Annotated in this window: 16 protein-coding genes and 1 pseudogene; 5 read left to right on the top strand and 12 right to left on the bottom strand. The window is 71.5% G+C overall.

The genetic code is table 11. The features are described 5' to 3' along the window. Window positions 1–3: 3 nt before the first annotated feature. The 3 genes from ABZ848_RS29055 to ABZ848_RS29045 form a co-directional block, all read right to left on the bottom strand. Entirely contained in the window at window positions 4–444 is a 441-nt protein-coding gene (locus ABZ848_RS29055; protein WP_360836620.1) for an SHOCT domain-containing protein, read from the bottom strand. A gap of 58 nt (window positions 445–502) precedes the next feature. Further along, window positions 503–1,915, bottom strand: coding sequence for an anaerobic sulfatase maturase (locus ABZ848_RS29050; protein ID WP_360836619.1), 1,413 nt, complete (start codon window positions 1,913–1,915; stop codon window positions 503–505). An 80-nt stretch (window positions 1,916–1,995) separates the two neighbouring features. Beyond that, window positions 1,996–3,330, bottom strand: coding sequence for a hypothetical protein (locus ABZ848_RS29045; RefSeq protein WP_360836618.1), 1,335 nt, complete (start codon window positions 3,328–3,330; stop codon window positions 1,996–1,998). Between the two features lie 257 nt (window positions 3,331–3,587). Between ABZ848_RS29045 and ABZ848_RS29040 the strand changes: the two genes are divergently transcribed. Both ABZ848_RS29040 and ABZ848_RS29035 read left to right on the top strand, forming a co-directional pair. Further along, a complete protein-coding gene (locus ABZ848_RS29040) occupies window positions 3,588–5,942 on the top strand; it encodes an arylsulfatase (protein WP_360836617.1) in 2,355 nt (784 codons plus the stop codon). 25 nt (window positions 5,943–5,967) lie between these two features. Continuing rightward, window positions 5,968–6,696 (top strand): annotated as a pseudogene (locus tag ABZ848_RS29035) (cation:proton antiporter); the annotation flags it as partial. A 306-nt stretch (window positions 6,697–7,002) separates the two neighbouring features. Here the strand turns inward: ABZ848_RS29035 and ABZ848_RS29030 are convergent. The 3 genes from ABZ848_RS29030 to ABZ848_RS29020 form a co-directional block, all read right to left on the bottom strand. Continuing rightward, complete coding sequence (locus ABZ848_RS29030; protein WP_360836616.1) at window positions 7,003–7,917, bottom strand: SGNH/GDSL hydrolase family protein; 915 nt, start codon at window positions 7,915–7,917, stop codon at window positions 7,003–7,005. Between the two features lie 82 nt (window positions 7,918–7,999). Next, window positions 8,000–9,661 carry an ATP-binding protein gene (locus tag ABZ848_RS29025; protein ID WP_360836615.1) on the bottom strand — a complete coding sequence of 554 codons (1,662 nt, stop codon included), beginning with the start codon at window positions 9,659–9,661 and terminating at the stop codon, window positions 8,000–8,002. A gap of 30 nt (window positions 9,662–9,691) precedes the next feature. Beyond that, window positions 9,692–10,366: a response regulator transcription factor gene (locus ABZ848_RS29020; RefSeq protein ID WP_360836614.1), complete on the bottom strand. Its 675-nt coding sequence runs from the start codon at window positions 10,364–10,366 to the stop codon at window positions 9,692–9,694. 156 nt (window positions 10,367–10,522) lie between these two features. On the opposite strand from ABZ848_RS29020, the gene ABZ848_RS29015 reads away from it, so the two are divergent. Then, window positions 10,523–10,996: an anti-sigma factor antagonist gene (locus ABZ848_RS29015; RefSeq protein ID WP_360836612.1), complete on the top strand. Its 474-nt coding sequence runs from the start codon at window positions 10,523–10,525 to the stop codon at window positions 10,994–10,996. A gap of 7 nt (window positions 10,997–11,003) precedes the next feature. Here ABZ848_RS29015 and ABZ848_RS29010 read toward each other — a convergent pair whose 3' ends face one another. From ABZ848_RS29010 to ABZ848_RS28995, 4 genes are all read right to left on the bottom strand, one after another. Next, window positions 11,004–11,828: a geranyl diphosphate 2-C-methyltransferase gene (locus ABZ848_RS29010; protein ID WP_360836913.1), complete on the bottom strand. Its 825-nt coding sequence runs from the start codon at window positions 11,826–11,828 to the stop codon at window positions 11,004–11,006. An 89-nt stretch (window positions 11,829–11,917) separates the two neighbouring features. Continuing rightward, complete coding sequence (locus ABZ848_RS29005; protein ID WP_360836610.1) at window positions 11,918–12,967, bottom strand: family 2 encapsulin nanocompartment cargo protein terpene cyclase; 1,050 nt, start codon at window positions 12,965–12,967, stop codon at window positions 11,918–11,920. A 16-nt stretch (window positions 12,968–12,983) separates the two neighbouring features. Next, window positions 12,984–14,414, bottom strand: a complete 1,431-nt coding sequence (locus ABZ848_RS29000; protein ID WP_360836608.1) for a family 2B encapsulin nanocompartment shell protein — start codon at window positions 14,412–14,414, stop codon at window positions 12,984–12,986. Window positions 14,415–14,603: 189 nt separating this feature from the next. Further along, window positions 14,604–15,611, bottom strand: a complete 1,008-nt coding sequence (locus tag ABZ848_RS28995; RefSeq protein ID WP_360836912.1) for a zinc-binding alcohol dehydrogenase family protein — start codon at window positions 15,609–15,611, stop codon at window positions 14,604–14,606. Window positions 15,612–15,818: 207 nt separating this feature from the next. On the opposite strand from ABZ848_RS28995, the gene ABZ848_RS28990 reads away from it, so the two are divergent. Together ABZ848_RS28990 and ABZ848_RS28985 are read left to right on the top strand one after the other, a co-directional pair. Beyond that, window positions 15,819–16,613 (top strand): VOC family protein, encoded by a 795-nt coding sequence (locus ABZ848_RS28990; protein WP_360836606.1) that lies wholly within the window; start codon window positions 15,819–15,821, stop codon window positions 16,611–16,613. A gap of 42 nt (window positions 16,614–16,655) precedes the next feature. Then, window positions 16,656–17,357, top strand: a complete 702-nt coding sequence (locus ABZ848_RS28985) for a ribonuclease H (RefSeq protein ID WP_360836605.1) — start codon at window positions 16,656–16,658, stop codon at window positions 17,355–17,357. Window positions 17,358–17,393: 36 nt separating this feature from the next. On the opposite strand, the gene ABZ848_RS28980 is transcribed toward ABZ848_RS28985, so the two are convergent. Both ABZ848_RS28980 and ABZ848_RS28975 read right to left on the bottom strand, forming a co-directional pair. Next, window positions 17,394–17,846, bottom strand: a complete 453-nt coding sequence (locus tag ABZ848_RS28980) for an SRPBCC family protein (RefSeq protein WP_360836603.1) — start codon at window positions 17,844–17,846, stop codon at window positions 17,394–17,396. A gap of 116 nt (window positions 17,847–17,962) precedes the next feature. After that, window positions 17,963–18,880, bottom strand: a complete 918-nt coding sequence (locus tag ABZ848_RS28975; protein ID WP_360836601.1) for an alpha/beta hydrolase — start codon at window positions 18,878–18,880, stop codon at window positions 17,963–17,965. Window positions 18,881–19,085 lie beyond the last annotated feature (205 nt).

Genomic DNA, 19,085 nt, shown 5'->3' with positions numbered 1-19,085 from the left:
GTGTCAGACGGAGGTGAGGACCTTGGACTTGGCGGTCTCGTACTCCGCGTCACTGAGGTCGCCGTGATCGTGCAGACTGGCGAGCTTGGCCAGCTCGTCGGCGCGGGTCGGAGCGGCGGCCGGCGCGTCGGCGGCGGCGCGCTGCACATAGCCGCGGAAGGCCTGCTCCTGCTCCTCGGCCCGGCGCATCGCGCGCTCACCCATGCCGCGTCCGCGGGCGATCAGGTAGACGAGGACACCCAGGAAGGGCAGCACACACACGAACAGGGTCCAGCCCGCCTTGCCCCAGCCGCCGAGGCCGTCGTCGCGGAAGATGTCGCCGATGACGCGGAACAGGAGCATGAACCACATGATCCACAGGAAGAACCACATCATGGTGAGGAACCCGTTGAGCAGGGGGTAGTCGTTCACGACGGCCTCCGGTCTGCGGCTCGCCACGGACATGGTGGCGAGGGAGCGGTTCTGACCCTGTTCACGGTGCGCCGGGCGGCCGGGGCCGTAATCACCCGGCGCGGGTGGCAGCCCCGGCCCCCGTGTCCGCGGCACGCGGTGCAGGGCGGCCGTGGCAGCGCGCCCACTTGCGTCCGCCGCCGCAGGGGCAGGGGGCGTTGTGGGGCCGGATGGCGTCGTCGGCCGCGTACCGCCGCATGATCAGGACCGGTGGCAGGCCCTGCCGCAGCAGTGCGGCCATCGTGGCCATGGGGCGGTCCACGTGGTGGAAGAACGCCTTGAACCCCGCGCAGAGGTGGTTCAGGCCCGGCTCCCCGTCCGGCGTCAGATCGAAGCGGTCCTTGGGACAGCCGCCGTGACAGGCGAAGCGGACGTCGCACTCGCGGCAGAACCGCGGGAGCGCGTCGCGCTTGGCGCGGCCGAACTCCCGCTGGCGCGGCGAGTCCACCAGCTCCAGCAGATGCCGCTGTTCGATGTTGCCCAGCAGATGGGCCGGTTCCACGAAGTGGTCGCAGGAGTAGACATCGCCGTTGTGCTCCAGAGCCAGGGCCCGCCCGCAGGTCTCGGAGTGCACGCACAGCGACGGCGGGACGCCGTACCAGTTGGCGAGCGCCACGTCGAACATCTGGACGTAGACGGTGCCGACGTCCCGCCGTACCCAGTCCTCGAACACGTCGATGAGGAAGCGCCCGTACTGCTCGCCGGTGACCGACCGCGCGGTGACCCGGTCGCCCTCCTGCCGGTACAGCGGCCGGTCCTTCGCGCGGTCGCCCCAGCCCGCGTCGGCGGCGGCCAGGTGCTGCTGCGTGGTGCGTTCCACGATCGGGATGAACTGCACGTGCCTGGCGCCGCATGCGTCGCGCAGGAAGGCGTACACCTCACGGCCGTGGGCCGCGTTGGCGTCGTGCAGCGTGGTCAGGGCGTTCCACTGCACGCCGTGCTCGCGCAGCAGTCGCAGCCCGCGCATGACCCGGTCGAAGGTGGGCCTGCCGCCCTTGTCGACCCGGTGGGCGTCGTGCATCGCGCGCGGACCGTCGACCGACAGCCCGACCAGGAAGTGGTTGTCGCGGAAGAAGCGCGCCCACTCGGTGTCGAGCAGAGTGCCGTTGGTCTGGATGGTGTTGACGATCCGCTGGCCGGGGCGGGTGTAGCGGCGCTGGTACATCAGCGAACGGCGGAAGAAGTCCAGGCCCATGAGGGTGGGCTCGCCGCCCTGCCAGGCCACGGTGACCTCGGGGGCGGGTCCGTGCGCCTCGATGAGCTGTCGGATGTAGCGGTCCAGCAGCTCGTCGGCCATGCGGAACCGGCTGCCCTCGTACAGCAGTTCCTTGGAGAGGAAGAAGCAGTACGTGCAGTCCAGGTTGCAGATCGCTCCGGCCGGTTTGGCCAGCAGGTGGAAGGGCCCCGGCTCGGCACCCGCGTCGGGCCGGGGAAAGGACGGGGTCGGCAGGGGGACCGCGGTCATGGCCCCAGGCTCGGGCGCGCCCCCACGAGCTGGATCACCCGGGCTGGGTGATGCGCGTGTGCCGCATGAACAGGGCCCGGTCAGCCGGCGTCACGGCCGTGTCCCTCCGCCCTCCCGGCGTCGCCCGCGACGCGTCCGGCGGCCGCCAGCAGGGCGATCAGCGCGAGGACGGCCAGCAGGATGAGGACCAGGAGCAGGATCGTCAGCACGGTCGGGTGGTTCCACAGGGCGAAGACCAGGGCGATGACGAGCAGCGCGCCGAGCGTGATCCACCGGCGGTAGGCCTGCGCCCACGCGCCGGCCCGCCCGGCCCCGACCTGGCGGGCGTGTGCCCACGACGCCGCGGAGTCGGCGGTGCGCTCGCCGGCCCGCCGCACGGCGACGGGCAGCCGGCCCGGACCGACGAGATAGGCGCCCAGCGCGATCACGACACCCAGCACGACGGCCGTGCGCAGGCTGACGCGCAGGAAACGCAGCAGGGTGTCGAAGACGGCGGCCGCGGCGGCCTGCGACTGGATCTGCGGCGGGAGGTGGTCCAGGTAGTAGCGCCGGGCGACGACGAGACCGATGGCCACGATCAGACAGGCGAAGGCGGCGCCCAGAGCGGTGCGGGCCAGGGCCCGCCGCCGGCGGCGGGCCAGCAGCACCGCCGCCGTCCCGATCAGCACGACGAGGACGGGGAACCAGTTTCCGACCACGTCCAGCAGGTGCGCGCCCTTTCGGATCTTGGCCAGCTGGTCCGAGTGGAAGAGCACCAGCTGCCGGTCCACCTCGGGGATCTTCTCGGCGGGGGTGAGCCCCGCGTCGACCAGCTTGTCCTTGACCCGGTCGACGGCGGTGCCCACGTCGAGGGTGACCGTCCCCTCGTCGACGCCGACCGCCCCGCGGCCCTGCCCGGTGAGGGCGTGCACGACGGCGCTGTGCGCGGCCCGGTTGGCGGAGGTCCACACGTTGGCGAAGGCCTCGCTGTGCACGACCCGGGTGACGACCCGGGTCACCGCCTGGTCCACGGCCGAGTCGAGCTGGGGGCCGAGCATCCGCACCGCGGCGGCCGCCCGGGGCGGCAGGCCCTGGGCCGTCAGCCAGTCGGAGATGTCCCCGGCGGCCTGGGTGCCGTCGACCCGCACGTCCACGGCGTCGGCGATCCTGCGTACGGCGGCGTCCTGCACGGCGGGCTCGGTCACGAGCGGTGACACCGTCGAGACGTACCGGTCGGTGTCGAGGGCGATGTCATGCACCCAGGTCGCCAGCAGGGCGACCGGCACGAGGACACAGGTCAGTACGGCGAGGATGCCCGACGAGATGCTCCGGGCGAGCCGACCGGGGGCGGAGCCGCGTTTCCGTACGGGCTTCTCGTCGGCGGAGTCGTCTTCGTCCGCGGGTCCGGAGGAGCCGGGTGTCGGCGGTGCGCCCATGGGACCTCCCGGCGCTCTCGGGGGCAGTGGATGCCTCCATTCCCGCCGCTCGGCGCGGCGCAGGCACGCCGTGGGAGGCCGAACGGGCGAATCCGGGCCGGTCGGCCACCCGCGATCCTCGCCGGCGGCGGTGTACACCCGCTCGGAGCGAGCCCGTGCCAGGCGGTCCCGCGCCTCGTCACCCAGGGCGGGTGACGACGGCGCGCCCCTGTCCGGACCAGGCTGGACGCAGCATTCGCGAGCCCAGGAGGAGCGCCATGGCCGCAGTGTTCCGGGGGAGGATCGAACAGGACATCCGGGACTCGGTGCCCGACTGGGAGCCGTACCGCCAGCCGCAGGCCCCCGAGGGCACACCGAACGTCCTCTGTCTCGTGTGGGACGACATCGGCTTCGGCACCTTCGACTTCTTCGGCGGCCGGGTCGAGGCCCCCGCGATGCGGCGCATCGCCGACGCCGGTGTGCGCTTCACCAACTTCCACACCACGGCCCTGTGCTCGCCGACCCGGTCCTGCCTGATGACCGGCCGCAACGCCACCAGCAACGGCATGGCCTGCGTCACCGAGGTCACCAGCGGCTTCCCGGGCTGCAACGGTCGTATCCCGCAGGAGAACGCCAACATCGCCGAGGTGCTCGTCGAGCGCGGCTGGAACACGTACTGCGTCGGCAAGTGGCACCTGTGCCCGTCCGAGGAGGCGAACATGGCCTCCTCCAAACGGCACTGGCCGCTGTCCCGGGGCTTCGAGCGGTTCTACGGCTTCCTCGGCGGCGAGACCGACCAGTACTACCCGGACCTGGTGTACGACAACCACCCCTACGAAGTGGAGCAGACCCCGGACCAGGGCTATCACCTGTCCAAGGACCTCGCGGACCGGGCCGTCCGGTTCATCCGCGACGCCAAGGTCATCGCACCCGAGAAGCCGTGGTTCATGTACCTGTGCCCGGGCGCGGGACACGCCCCCCACCACGTCCCGCGCGACTGGGCCGACAGCTACCGCGGGGTCTTCGACGACGGCTACGAGGTCTACCGCGAACTGACCCTGCGGCGCCAGATCGAGCTGGGCCTCATGCCCGAGGACACCGAGCTCACGCCGGTCAACCCGCACGGTGAACCGCACGCCCTCAGCCCCACGGGGATTCCCTGGCCGGCCGGCGAGTTCGTGCGCCCCTGGGAGACCCTGAGCGACGGCGAGAAGCGCCTGTTCGCCCGCATGGCGGAGGTCTTCGCCGGGTTCGTCTCCTACACGGACGCCCAACTCGGGCGGGTTCTCGACTACTTGGCGGAGTCGGGCCAGCTGGACAACACCATCGTCGTGGTGGTGTCCGACAACGGCGCAAGCGGTGAGGGAGGCCCCAACGGCTCCCTCAACGAGAACAACTTCTTCAACGGTGTGCCCGACCGCATCGAGGACAACATCCGGCGCCTGGGCGACCTGGGCAGCCCGAAGACCTACAACCACTATCCGACGGGCTGGGCCTGGGCCTTCGACACGCCCTTCAAGTACTGGAAGCGGTGGGCCTCCTACGAGGGCGGTGTCGCCGACCCCATGTTCCTGTCCTGGCCGGCCGGTCTGGGCGAGGTGGCCGGCGGGATACGCCACCAGTACCTGCACGCCATCGACATCGTGCCCACGCTCTACGACCTGCTCGGCGTCGAGCCGCCCGGCACCGTCAAGGGCCACGAGCAGACGTCCCTGCACGGCGCGAGCTTCCGCCCGGTGCTGGAGGACGCCGAGGCGCCCGACCCGCGCGACACCCAGTTCTACGTCATGCTCGGCACCCGCGGCATCTGGCACGACGGCTGGCACGCCTCCGCGCTCCACCCGCCCGCGCCGTCCGGCTGGAGCAGCTTCGACGACGACGTGTGGGAGCTGTACCGGCTGCGCGAGGACCGCTCCGAGGCCCGCGACCTGGCCGCCGAACACCCGGAGAAGCTGGCCGAGTTGAAGCGCCTGTGGGCACGGGAGGCCGAGCGGTACAACGGGCTGCCGCTGGACGACCGTACGGCGGCGGAGATCTTCTCCACGCCCCGGCCCCAGCTCTCCGCGCCCCGGGACCGGTACGTGTACTACCCCGACTGCGCCGACGTGCCGGAGTCGGTGGCGGTGAACATCCGCGGCCGCTCCTACACCGTGGCCGCCGACGTGCACATCGACACGCCCGAGGCGCGCGGGGTGCTGTTCGCGCAGGGCGGGCGGTTCGGCGGGCACAGCCTGTATCTGCTGGACGGCCGGCTGCACTACGTCTACAACTGGCTCGGCCGACTGGAGCAGAAGGTCGTCGCGCCGGACCGCATCGGCGTCGGGGAGCACATCCTCTCCGCGGCCTTCACCGCCGAGGACCGCACCGAGGAGGGCATCACCAGCGGCACGCTCGTCCTCCGCGTCGACGACGGGGAGGCAGGCCGCCTCGGCATCCGCACCCAGCCCGGGATGTTCTCCCTCGACGGCGAGGGGCTGTGCGTGGGACGCGACAGCGGCCAGGCCGTCTCGGACGACTACGAGGCGCCGTTCCGGTTCCTGGGCGGCACCGTCCGGCACGTCCTGGTGGACGTCAGCGGGCGGGCCTTCGCCGACCTGGAGAAGGAAGTCACCGGGGCCTTCATGCGCGACTAGCACGGCCGGCGGTGAGGAGCCCGTGATGAGTGCGCACGCGTGGGCGGGACTGGCGGTGGCGGGCGTCACCGCCGCGTATGCCCTCGGCTCGCACCGGCTGGCCCGGACCCCGCTCACCTCGGCGATCGTGTTCGTGGGTGCCGGAGTCCTCATCGGCCCGGCGGTTCTCGGGCTCGTCGACATCGGCCACGACACGGCCCTGATCACGGCGCTGCTCGAAGCGGCCCTGGTCCTGGTGCTGTTCACGGACGCCATGGCGGTGCGCCTGCGCGATCTGACCACCGGTGGCTTCCTGCCCGGCCGGCTGCTGGGGATCGGACTGCCGCTGAGCGTGGCGGCCGGCTGGCTGCTGGCGTGGCCGCTCCTGTCCGGCCTGACGCTCTGGGAACTGGCCCTGGTGGGCGCCGTCCTCGCCCCCACCGACGCCGCCCTGGGCAAGACGGCGATCTCCGACCCGCACGTGCCCGCCCTCGTACGGCAGGGGCTGAACGTGGAGAGCGGACTGAACGACGGCATGGTGCTGCCGTTCTTCGTCCTGTTCCTGGCGGCGATCCCCGGCACCTCCTACGCGCACGAAGGCATGGCCGGGGTGTTCTGGCGTGCCCTGCTGCTCAGCACCGTCCTGGGCCTGCTGATCGGCCACGTCTGCGGCCGGCTCCTGCGCGCCGCGCGCGGCAGGGGGTGGGTGGCCCGGGAATGGGGTCAGGTCTACGTCCTGGCCGTGGCGGCTGCCTCGTACGAGGCCGGTGTCGTCACCCGCGGCAGCGGCTTCATCGCCGCCTGGGTCGCCGGATTCGCCTTCGGACACGCCCTGCGGCGCCTGCCTGCGCCAGCCGGGCCGGAAGACCCGCAGCGCACGGCCGACTTCGCGGAGAACCTCGGCGGTCTGCTGGCCTCGATCAGCCTGATGATCTTCGGTGCGGGGGGAGCGCCCTGCGCGAGGGCACACCCGCACCCGAGGCCCCGGCACGCAGCCGCCTCGGCCGGCTCGACCGGCCCGTCCCCCGGATGCCCGGCCCCCGTTCGTCCGACGGGTGAGTCCCGCGTCCGCCCGGCCGGCTCAACGACCACGCACGCGTTGCGCGATCACCCCGGTGATCGCGCGAGCGATGCGCAGGATGCCGGGGGAGCGGGCCGGGCACGGCTTCGGGGTGGACGTCGTGGGGGCCAGGCAGAAGTGCAGGTAGTCCTTGTCGAGGTGGAGGGCGGTGCGGTCGCGGGACGGCTGGGTGCAGTAGTCGGGATGCTCGTGCTCGTAGGTGGTGCACGGCAGGTACTGGGCCCAGGTGTAGCGGGCGCCGGCGGGGCTGACGGTGGCGCCCGCGTCGGCGACCAGGTCGCCCGAGGCCGCGGCCTGCCGCTCGTACATGCCGTTCACCCGCCGCACCCGGTCGGGTGTGATCGGGTCGGGCCCCTGCAGCACCCACACGATCCGCGGCCGCCTGTCGCCGCCCGCGTCGGCGATCTGCTCGGTGAGGCGGGCCAGGTCGGCCTTGTAGCGGGTGAAGTACCGCTGCTGGGAGGCGTTGTAGGTGATGCCGTCCATGCACCAGGTGTAGCCCCAGGCGTTGCCCCAGAACTGGAGCACCACGTAGTCCGGGTGCAGCGAGCGCACGAGCGCGGCCGCCTTGTCCGCGTCCGGCACGAGCGACTTCGCGCCCGTGCCCTCCAGGTAGTCGCACAGAGTGGTGCCGGAGTACGGGGCGCTCCGGTACGTCGCGTTGAGGTCCCGGCGCAGCTGCTCGCCCAGCACGTTCTGGGCCTCCGTCGCGAGGGAGTCGCCCAGGTACAGCACGCGGGGCCCCACGGCCGGCACGTTCGCGGAAGCGGGCGCCCGCTGGTGGGTCGTCGTCGCGGACGCCCCGGGCACGGCGGGTGAGGGCGGCGCGGACTCCGGCCCGGACGACGGGTCGCCGCACGCGCCCAGCAGCAGTACTCCGGTCAGCAGCACGCCCACGATCCACGGTGTCCGCATGCAGCAACTCCCGCCCCGGCAACCGAAAACGGCTCCCCAGGCAAGCACAGCCGGGCACAAGGGGGAAGACGCGCAACCGAGTTCACGCCTCGCCCAGCCGCTCCAGAAGCTCCAGCAGGTCCGTCAGCGGCAGCGGTTTCGCGAGGTGGGCGTCGAAGCCGGCCGCCCGGGACAGGGCGCGGTCGGTGCCCTGGCTGAACCCGGACACCGCGATCAGGCGCAGCCGGTCGCCGTCGGGGCGTGCGCGTACGGCGCGGGCCACCGCGTAGCCGTCGATGTCGGGCAGACCCAGGTCGCACAGGACCACGTCGAAGGGCTCCTGCTCGGTCGCGGCCAGGGCGTCGTTGCCCCTGTGCACCGCCGTCACCCGGTGGCCCTGGCGCTCCAGCAGGGTGCGATAGGTCTCGGCGAGGTCGGCGTTGTCCTCGACGATCAGGATGGCCAGGTGGCTCGGCGCCGGGCGGGCGGCGGCCGGGCGCGGCTGCTTCGGGGCCGTGGCGTCGGTCGTGGGCAGCAGCACCGTGAACGAGGCGCCCTTGCCCGGCCCGTCGCTGTGCGCGGCGATCCGGCCGTCGTGCAGCTCCACCACCGTCCGTGCCACGGCGAGACCGAGACCGAGCCCCTCCGGCGTGTCGGGACCCGCCGGCGCGGCCCGCATGAACACCCCGAACAGCTCCTCGGCCTGGGCGGGTTCGAAGCCGATGCCGTCGTCCCGCACGGTCAGCCGGGCCCGGTCGTCCTCGGCGGTCAGCCCCACCTCGGTGTGCCCGCCGGGCCGGGTGTACTTCAGCGCGTTCGACAGCAGGTTCGTCAGCACCTGCGCGAGCCGCAGCCGGTCCCCGTCCACGACCACCGGCTCGGCCGGCAGGACCGCGCCCAGCGTGCGGCCCTCGTGCCCGAACAGCCCGCGGATGTCGGCGCACGCCCCGTCCACGACGGACCGCAGGTCGACCGGGTCCCGCACCAGTTCGAGCCGCCCGGTCACCGCGCGGGTGCCGTCCAGCAGGTCGTTGCTCATGCGTGTGAGCGTGCCCAGCTGACGCTCCAGCACGGCGAGCGCGGGATGGCCCTGCGGCATGTCGAGGGCGAGCAGCTCGGTGGCCGCGGTGGCGGCGGCCAGCGGGTTGCGCAGCTCGTGCGAGAGGGTGGCGATGAAGCGGTCCTTGGCCCGCTGCTCCTCCCGCAGCCGCCGTCCGGCCGCGTCCAGTTCGGCGTTGGCCCGGCTCAGCTGCTCGTTCACCTCACGGATCTCCCGCGCCCGCACGAACAGGTCGATCTCCATGCCCTCGGCCCGCATCTGCGCGTCGGCGACGGCCCGCCGCTGTTCCCGCCCGACCTTGCGCAGATGCACGAACTCCGTGACGTCCTCGACCCGGTGGATGATGTACGTGAGCCGCCCGTCGGCGTCCAGGACCGGTGTGTTGACCGGGCTCCAGTACCGCTCGGCGAACGTTCCCTCCTCGCCCGTGGGGATGTCGTAGCGCTGCAGCGCCATCGTGTCCGTGCGGCGGTTCTCCGCCACCGTCTCCAGCGAGCGGCGCAGATTGGCGACACCGTCGGCGGACGGGTCCTCGGGGTTGTCGGGGAACACGTCGAAAATGGGCCGGCCGACGATGCTCCGCTCGGTGCGGGTGGCCGTCAGGTAGGCGCGGTTGACCTCGACGATGGTGAAGTCGGGGGTGAGGACGAGCAGGGGGGACAGGGTCGCGTCGAACAGAGACCGGAAGTCCGGGTCCTCGGGCATGGTCGGACCTCCGGGGCCGCGGCGGGTGGCTCAGGGATCGAGGCGGTAGCCGTAGCCGCGCACGGTGACGATGCGCGGGACCGGCGGGGGCAGCAGCGCGAGCTTGCCGCGCAGCCGGTACACGTGCTCGACGACCGTCGCGGGCTGCTGCCAGGACGCGCCCCAGATGCGCTCCAGCAGCTGCTCCGAGGAGAAGACCCGGCCGGGTGCGGCGGCCAGCATCTCCAGCAGCGCGTACTCCTTGGGCCGCAGCGTCAGCAGGACGCCGTCGACGGAGGCCTGGCGCGCTCCGGTGTCGATGAGCAGCGAACCGGCCCGCAGGAGGGTCGGCACGTCCGGCGGCTGCGAGCGGCGCAGCACCGCGTGGATACGGGCCACCAGTTCCCGCTGCGAGAACGGCTTGACCAGGTAGTCGTCGGCGCCGATCTCCAGCCCCGCCACCCGGTCCGCCTCCGCGCCCCGCCCGGTGACCACGATGACCGGCAGCCGGCTCGTGGAGCGCAGCGCCCGCAGCAGCTCCAGGCCGGAGCCGTCCGGCAGCCCCAGGTCGAGGACCGCGAGATCGACGCCGCCCTCGTGCAGTACGGATTTGCCGGCGCGCGCGTCCATGGCCCAGGTGACGGTGAATCCCGCGCGCTCCAGATAGGAACGGCACATCAGTGCGAAGTCGGGTTCGTCCTCGATCAGCGCGAGGTGCGGCCGCATTCCGCATCACCCGGCCCATCTGCCGTTCGCTCGTTGTGAAGCTCATGAGCGGACGTTGATGTCCCGACCATGTGGCGAAGGTAGAACAGTAAAGGCCCACGGTTCAAGGGGGAGCCGCCCGGGGGGAGTTCCGGCGCGGGCGCGTACGGTGCGGGGATGCCACCACCGCCGTACGCACCCGCGCCGGAGCGTGCGCCCCGGCGCGCGGGGCGCACGCACGGAACGGACGGCACTTTGCACGAGAACATCCTGGAGCCCGTCACCACGGCATCGTGGCCGCCACCGCCCGACGACCACGGACTCCTGCGCGCCGCCGACGGCCTCCTGGTCGCCGAACTGCGCGGTGACATCGACCTGGCGACAGTCCCTCATCTGAGGTTCTGGCTGGACTCCGTCGCGGCCCTGTGCGCCCCGGCGTACGTGGTCGATCTGCGCGCCGTCACCTTCATCGACTCCGCCGGGCTGAGCCTGCTGCTGCGCATACGCCGCCGGGTGCTGCACGACGGCGGCCGGTTCGCCGTCGTGTGCGGCGCGCGCACCGTCCGGGTGCTGCGCGCCCACGGCAGCCTGGACGTGCTGGATCCGGCGGCCTCCGTGGACGAGGCGGTCGCCCGGCTCGCCGGATCCTGACCCGGTCTCAGACCCGGTCGGCCACGATCATCAGGTACTGGAAGCTGCCGTTCTTGTACGCGCTCAGGAACGTCTCCTCGATGCCCGTGACCAGGTGGTCCGCCTCCCGGCGCAGCTCCCAGTACGGGATGGTGTCCGCGGTGAGGTCCTGCACATGGACGGGCACGAGCCGGTTGCGGGCCATCGCCCGGAAGTACTCGGAGCGCGGGTGGATGTCGCAGATGTAGTGGGCGTTGATCAGCGACACCTCGCGCGAGGCGCGCCCGTACGTGTCGTTGTAGCAGCCGGTGACGACGACGTACCGTCCGCCGCGGCGCAGCAGCCGGGCGTGCTCGGCGAACAACAACTCCAGCTCGACGTACATCGTCGACTCGTTGTTCCAGGACGCCGCGTAGGCGCCGGACTGGAAGCCGGTGTCGAGCATGTTGCGGTGGTGGTAGCGGACCTTGTCGTCGATGCCGCGCTTGCGGGCCTGCTCGTTGGCGAAGGCGGCCTGCTTGGCGGAGATGGTCACGCCGTCGGCGTGGCAGCCGTACCGCAGGTTCGCCACCACGCTGCCGCCGCCGCGTCCGCAGCCGGCGTCGAAGACGCGGTCGACGGGGGTGAGCGGGCCGAGCCGGCCGGCGAGGAGCTCGGCCTGGGCGTGTTCGAGGCGGTGCAGTTCGGCGGTGATGCGCTCCCGGCGCAGGACGGGGTCGGGTTCGTCGAGGACGGAGCGGTCGGCGGCGCCGATGCCGTAGTGGTGGTGGTAGAGGTCGTCGAGCTTCCCGAGTTCGAGGTTGACCGGGTTCTCCTCGGCGTTCCAGTAGTCCGCGACGCGGGTCTGGTACATGGACTGGGTCGGCAGGTTCCTGGCGTCGGCGGGGGCGATGGTCAACGGTGACTCCTTGTCGTCCTGCTGATGGTTCATCGGGGCTGCGCCTACCAGTAGTTGGGGAGGTGGTAGCGGTGCGTGTTGGTGGAGTGCCACTCGTGGTTGCCGGCCACCCAGTCCGACAGACCCTGGGCGTAGCGCTCCACCAGGGGTGAGGCGGCGGCCAGGACGGCGGACTCCTCCTCGAAGGCGGTCATGATCTCGTTGTGGATCTCGATCGACTTCAGATAGGCGGCCTTGAGCCCGCACCGCTCGTTGGCGGCGACGACCTGCGGCAGGTTCAAGTGGTCCGGATCGCCGGCCAGTTCCTTGGTGAACGAGTACAGGTCGTTCATGACGGTCGTCGCGTTGCAGGCCAGCGCCGTGATCCGCTGGATCTCGGGACGGGCGTACACGGCCTCCGGCAGTTCGTAGCCGTCGACGGCGTCGACGATCGACAGACAGGGCCGGAAGTTGTTGAACTGCCGCATCACCAGGTACTCCCACACCCGGGGCACGTACCGCGTCTCCATCCAGGCGGCCTCGGCCAGGTACCCGAGGTGGAGCCGGGCGATGTCGTGGACGAAGCGGTCGGTCTGGCTGGGGGTCGCGAAGGCGGCGTAGTCCTTCATGGCCCAGTGGTACGAGCGCAGCGGACCGTCCGCCTGCACACCCTCGCGCCACTCCGCCTCCAGCGCGGGCGTGCCGTGGAAGGGATCGATCGCCGACTGGGCCAGGACCAGCGGGCCGCCGAGCCCCCGGCGCGACCCGCCGCGGCCCTCGTCCTCCTCGCAGTAGCAGCTGTCGACCAGGTTCTCGGCGAGCAGCAGCTGCCCGGCCACGGTCAGCCGCTCCAGATCGGCTGCCCCGGGATGCTGGAGGACGACGGCCCGCCCGAACTGGAAGCCGGAGAAGTCCCCCTTCCAGGCGGCCGGGAACAGGTCCAGGCCCCGTGCCCAGGCCTCCAGCCTGCGGTCGACCTCGGCGGCCTTCTCTGGGTCGGCCGGCGCCACGGACCGGTACTTGAGCCCGGGGATCGCCCCGCCGCGGCGGGTGCGCACGGTGGTGGCCAGGTTGGGCGGGCCGGGCAGGGACAGGGCGGGGGTGGTCGTGCTCATCGCGTTCTCCACCGGGTCAGTCGGCCGTCCGGCCGATCTGGACGTTCTCCAGGATCCCGGCCGCGTCGGGCACGAGGATGGCCATCGAGTAGTAGGCGGTGACGAGGTAGCTGATGATCGCGGCCGCGTCGATGCCCATGAACCGCACGTTCAGGCCCGGCTGGTACTCCTCCGGAATGCCCGTCTGGTACAGGCCGATCACGCCCTGGTCGGCCTCGCCGGTGCGCAGCGCGATGATGCTGCTGGTGTGCTGCGGACTGATCGGGATCTTGTTGCACGGGAAGATCGGCACACCCCGCCAGGCCGGGATCTCATGGCCGTTGACGCTCGCGGTGCCGGGCACCAGTCCGCGCCGGTTGCACTGCCGGAAGAACGCGGCGATCGCCTTCGGATGCGCGAGGAACACCTTGGTCTTGCGGCGCATGGCCAGCAGCTCGTCCATGTCGTCCGGTGTCGGCGGCCCGGTGAAGGTGCTGACCCGCTGCCCGTAGTCGACGTTGTGCAGCAGCCCGAACTCCCGGTTGTTGACCAGCTCCCACTCCTGGCGCTCGCGGATCTCCTCGATGGTCAGGCGCAGTTGCTGCTCGGTCTGGTTCATCGGGTCGTTGAACAGGTCGGCGACCCTGGTGTGCACCCGCAGCACGGTCTGGGTGAGCGACAACTCGTACTCGCGCGGGGCGAGTTCGTAGTTCACGAAGCCGCCGTTGATGGTCGGCTCGCCCACATGGCCGGCCTGCACGGGCACGTCGGCCTCGCCCTTGCGGTTCATCGGCAGCTTCTGCTGCTCGGCGAACGCCTCCAGATGCGCGGCCAGCGAGGGCACCCGGTCGGTGAACTCCCTGACGACGTCCCAGGGCAGCACCAGCAGCACGCCGGGCGTCTCCGCGCGCACCGAGCTCAGCCACAGCGGGTCGGGCTGGCCGATCGCCTCGTCGCCCATCTGGTCGCCGTCCGCGACGACGCCGAGGATCTCCTCCTCGCCGTACTTGCCGGCCGTGTACCGGGTGAACCTGCCGTGCACCACCAGGTACGTCTCCGTGACCGGCTGCCCGGCCTCGAACAGGACCTGGCCGGCGCGCACTTCGCGCACCCGGAAGCGGGTGGAGATCTCCCTGAGGACATCGATGTCCGGATAGCCGCGCAGCACCGGCAGTTCGGTGAGCGTCTCGGGGATGACCTTGACGTCGTCGGCGCCGTTCTGGTCGAACTGCACCCGGCCGCGCCCGATCCGCAGCTGGAGACGCCGGTTGACCCGGTAGGCGCCGCCCTTGACGTCCACCCACGGCAGGGCCTTGAGCAGCCATCGCGAACTGATGGCCTGCATCTGCGGTTCGGACTTGGTGGTCGTGGTGAGTTGGCGCGCCGCCTGGGTGCTGAGACTGGTGAGCTGGGCCTCGGCGGCGGGATCGTCGGTGGCGGGGCCGGTGGCGCTTTCGGGGGCGGACACATTCCCTCCCTGGGATGCACATGGCGATGTGACAGGTGCGCACCGCATGTACAAGGCAAACAGTCGTGACAGGGGGCCCGGTACGGCGTGAAGGGGGCGGTTTCGCGTCCCGGATCACCAAACCCGTCGATGGAGGCGCACTGTGCCGGGCGCGGTGATCGCGCGCCGGTCGCGCACCACCCGTACCGTTCAGCCGAGGTCGTTCACCAGTACGGCCGCCCCGTCGAACCGCCCCGCCTTCAGGTCCCGCAGCGCCTCGTCGGCCCGCGACAGGGGGTAGGTGTGCGTGGTGGCATGCACACCGTGCTCGGCGGCCAGAGCGAGGAACTCCCGCCCGTCGGCACGGGTGTTGGAGGTGACGCTGCGCACTTCCTTCTCGTAGAAGAGCTCGGTCTCGTAGCGCAGCGGCGGGACGTCACTGAGGTGGATGCCCGCGATGGACAGGACACCGCCGCGGTCGAGGGCACGCAGCGCGACGGGGACGAGATCACCGACAGGCGCGAAGAGGACCGCGCTGTCCAGGGGCTCGGGCGGCGTCGCGTACGCGTCCTGCGCCGAGCTCGCGCCCAGGTCCAGCGCCAGCCGCTGCGCCGCCGCCCCGCGCGTGAGGACGTGCACGGTGGCGCCCTCGGCGAGGGCCACCTGCGCGCACAGGTGGGCGCTGCCTCCGAAGCCGTACAGCCCGAGCCGTCCGCCCGGCGGCAGCGCGGCCCGTCGCAGCGCCCGGTACCCGATGATCCCGGCACACAGCAGCGGTGCGAGCGCGACGTCGTCGAGGGCACCCGGCAGCCGGTACGCGAAGACGGCCGGCACGGTCGTGTACTGCGCATAACCGCCGTCGGCGTCCCAGCCGGTGTACCGGGAGGCCGGGCACAGGTTCTCCGACCCGCGCACGCAGTACGCGCAGGTGCCGTCCGTACGCCGCAGCCACGCAACCCCCACCCGGTCGCCCACCGCGAACCCGTCGACGCCCGCCCCGAACCCGGCCACCACGCCCACCACCTCGTGCCCGGGCGTCACCCCGGGCCGGTGCACGGGCAGATCGCCCTCGGCGACATGCAGATCGGTCCGGCACACCCCGCACGCCCGCACCCGCACCAGCAGCTCGTCGTCCGCGGGCTCCGGGACCGGCTTGCGCACGAGCCGGAGACCGCCCTCCTCCACCGGCCCGGGCGTCACCACGGACCACGCGCGCATCGTCCCGTCCGTCATTCCGCACCCCGTCCGTGACCTCGAAAGCCTTGGAGAAGCCGCCGAGAAGGCTTTGGAGAAGCCTGCTGGAAGGCTTCGGAAACACTCCCCGTCCAGTCTGGAACGGACCGGGCGGTTCGGCGCGCGGTCCGCCCGACGGATGGCTAGCGTGAGGAAACGGACCAACCACCGATTCGGGAGAGGGCCGCAGTCATGGCCGTACAACCTTTGGGAACCCCCTGTTGGGCCGACGCGATGTTCGGTGACGTCGAGGGAGCGAAGAGCTTCTACGGCGACGTCCTCGGCTGGACCTTCGGCGAGGCGTCGTCGGAGTACGGGAACTACACCCAGGCCTACGCGGACGGCAAGGCGGTCGCCGCCGTCGTACCGCCGATGCCCGGCCAGGAGGGCCAGTCGCAGTGGTGCCTCTACTTCGCCTCGCCGGACGCCGCCGCCACCGCCGCCAAGATCCGTGAGAACGGCGGCCAGGTGCTGATGGAACCGATGCAGGTCGGCGAGTTCGGCACCATGTGCATCGCGAGCGAGCCGAGCGGCGCCGTGTTCGGCATCTGGCAGGCCGGCGTCCACGAGGGCTTCGAGGCGACCGCCGTGCCGGGCGCCTACGGCTGGGCCGAGGTCTTCACCCGCGAACCCGAGAAGGCGGACGCGTTCTTCAGCGCCGTCTTCCCGTACTCGGCGCAGCAGATCGTCGACGACAACGTCGACTTCCGCCTCTTCAACCTCGGCGACACCACGGTCCTCGGCCGTATGAAGATGGGCGACGAGTTCCCGCCCGAGGTGCCCTCCTACCTCAACGTCTACTTCGTCGTCCCCGACTGCGACGAGGCCGTCGCCAAGGCCACCAAGCTCGGCGGCACCCTGCGCTTCGGCCCCATGAGCAGCCCCTACGGCCGGTTCGCGGCGCTCAGCGACCCGCAGGGCGCGAACTTCTCGGTGATCGACCTCAGCAAGGCGGAGGGCGAGCTGCCGAAGACCAAGGACGTCTAGGACGTCTCCCGGGAGCCGTCGGAGGCCCCGTCCGTCCGTGGCATGATCGAGCCCATGCGTGAACGTGTGGTGGCCGCGTGCGACGGGGCCTCGAAGGGTAATCCCGGTCCGGCGGCCTGGGCGTGGGTGGTCGCCGACGACAGCGAGACCCCGGCCCGCTGGGAGGCCGGACCGCTCGGCAGGGCCACCAACAACGTCGCCGAACTCACCGCGCTGGAACGGCTGTTGGCCGCGACCGACCCGGACGTCCCGCTCGAGGTCCGGATGGACTCGCAGTACGCCATGAAGGCGGTCACCACCTGGCTGCCCGGCTGGAAGCGCAACGGCTGGAAGACGTCCGCCGGCAAGCCGGTCGCCAACCAGGACCTGGTGGTGCGTATCGACGAACTGCTCGACGGCCGCACCGTCGAATTCCGTTACGTCCCCGCCCACCAGGTCGACGGCGACCCGCTCAACGACTTCGCCGACCGGGCCGCCAGCCAGGCCGCCGTGGTCCAGGAGCCCGCGGGCAGCGACCTCGGCTCGCCGGAGCCGCCGCCCTCCCCGGACACCCCGAAGAAGTCCGCCGCCCCGCGCCGCAAGGCGGGTGCGGCGAAGCAGGGCGGCGGCTCCTCGTCCCGCACCATCAAGGCGAAGTTCCCCGGCCGCTGCCTGTGCGGGCGCTCCTACGCGGCCGGCGAGCCCATCGCCAAGAACGACCAGGGCTGGGGCCACCCGGAGTGCCGTACGGCGGCGGCCGGTTAGGCGCGCGGGCCGGCGGCGGCCGGTTCGTCGCGCGGGTCAGGTGACCACTCCGCGCCACTCGCCGGTCTCCTGACCGCGCCGTTCGATGAACTTCTTGAAGCGCTCCAGGTCGCCCTTGGTCTGCCGCTTCACGAACCCGAGCTTGTCGCCGACCTTCTCGGTGATGCTGTCCGGGTGGAAGTCCATCTGCAGCATGACCTTGGTGTGGCGGTCGTCGAGGCGGTGGAAGGTCACCGCCCCGGCCTGCCGGGCCTCGCCGGCCACGGTCGTCCAGGCGACCCGCTCGTCCGGGATCTGTTCCGTGATCTCCGCGTCGAACTCCCTGTGAACCCCGTTCACACTGGTCACCCAGTGGGTGAGCGTGTCGGTGCGCTGTTCGATGCGTTCCACGCCGCTCATGAACTCCGGGAACGTCTCGAACTGCGTCCACTGGTTGTAGGCGGTGTGCACCGGGACGCCGACCTCGATGGATTCCTCGACCTGCGACACGGGTGAACCCCTCCTTCGTTCGCTTCTCGGTTGCGTCCGGCGCGGGTACCCGAGCCGTGCCGGACAAACCGGCGCGTTCCGGCTGTCAGCCGGTGTCGGCGGCCCACAGCCTGTGGTCACCCCGCCAGGTGCTTGCCGAAGAACTCGGTGAGTTCGGCGACGGCGGCGGTGACGTACTCGTCCTTGTCGTACAGGTCGATATGGGTGGCACCGTCGATGACGAAGAGTTCCTTGGGTTCGGCCGCCCGCGCCACCGCTTCCCGGCTGAAGTACGCGCTCTCCGCCTCCGAACCGGCGATCATCAACAGGGGTCGGGGCGAGATCAGCTCGATCAACGCGTACGAGTCGTACTGGGCGAGCTGGTCGACGCTGCGCAGCACCCATCCCTGCACCGCACGAGGGTGGTGGCCGCGCGGGGTGCGGTAGAACTCGAACGTCTCGCGGAACTGCCGGGTAGCGGTCTCCAGCAGCTCCTCGGCGTTGTCGGGAATCCATGCCATGAGCTCCGGGTCCGCGCCGCGTGCCTCGGCGGTGCGCGCCGCACCGGCCTGGTCGAGCAGGGCCTTGAGGATCGCCGGGTCCTGGGTGCGGCCCAGTCCTTCACGGATCACCGAGCCCATGTCCACGGCGCTGACCGTGGCCACGCCCTTGATGCGGTGGTCGGTCTGCGCGGCGTAGGGGACGTAACCGCCGGAGGCGCAGATGCCCAGGGCTCCGATGCGGTCCGGGTCGATGTCGTCACGTGTGGTCAGGCAGGTCACGGCGGACTTGATGTCCTCGGCGCGCTGGAAGGGGTTCTCCATGCCGCGCGGCTCGCCCTCGCTCTCGCCCTGGCAGGCGGCGTCGAAGACGAGCGCGGCGAATCCGGCGCGGGCCAGGCGCTCGGCGTAGATGCTCGGGCTCTGCTCCTTCACGCCGCCTCCCGGGTGGGCGATGACGATGGCCGGCAGCCGACCGTCGACGTGGTCGTCAGGGGTGAAGAGAATCCCCGCGAGGGCGAGATGGTTGCTGCGGAAGGTGACGCTGGTCTTCACGGTCTGGGTCTCCTGGTACGAGTGGGGAAGTGCTGGGATCGCGAAAGCGCGGATTCCCCCGGCGGGGCGGTCCGTCCGCCGGCCACGTCATCGACACTCGCACCCGGAACCCTGTCGACGATCACGAAATTCCCCAGGTGGGGCGGGTTCCGCGTCACGTAATTCCCCACCCCCGCGGTCACGTAATTCCCCATGGGGACGACGG

The organism is Streptomyces sp. NPDC047081, from assembly GCF_040643775.1.
GTDB lineage: Bacteria > Actinomycetota > Actinomycetes > Streptomycetales > Streptomycetaceae > Streptomyces.
The sequence above is the reverse complement of the archived record's forward strand: the minus strand, read 5'-3'. Positions and strand labels throughout refer to the sequence as shown.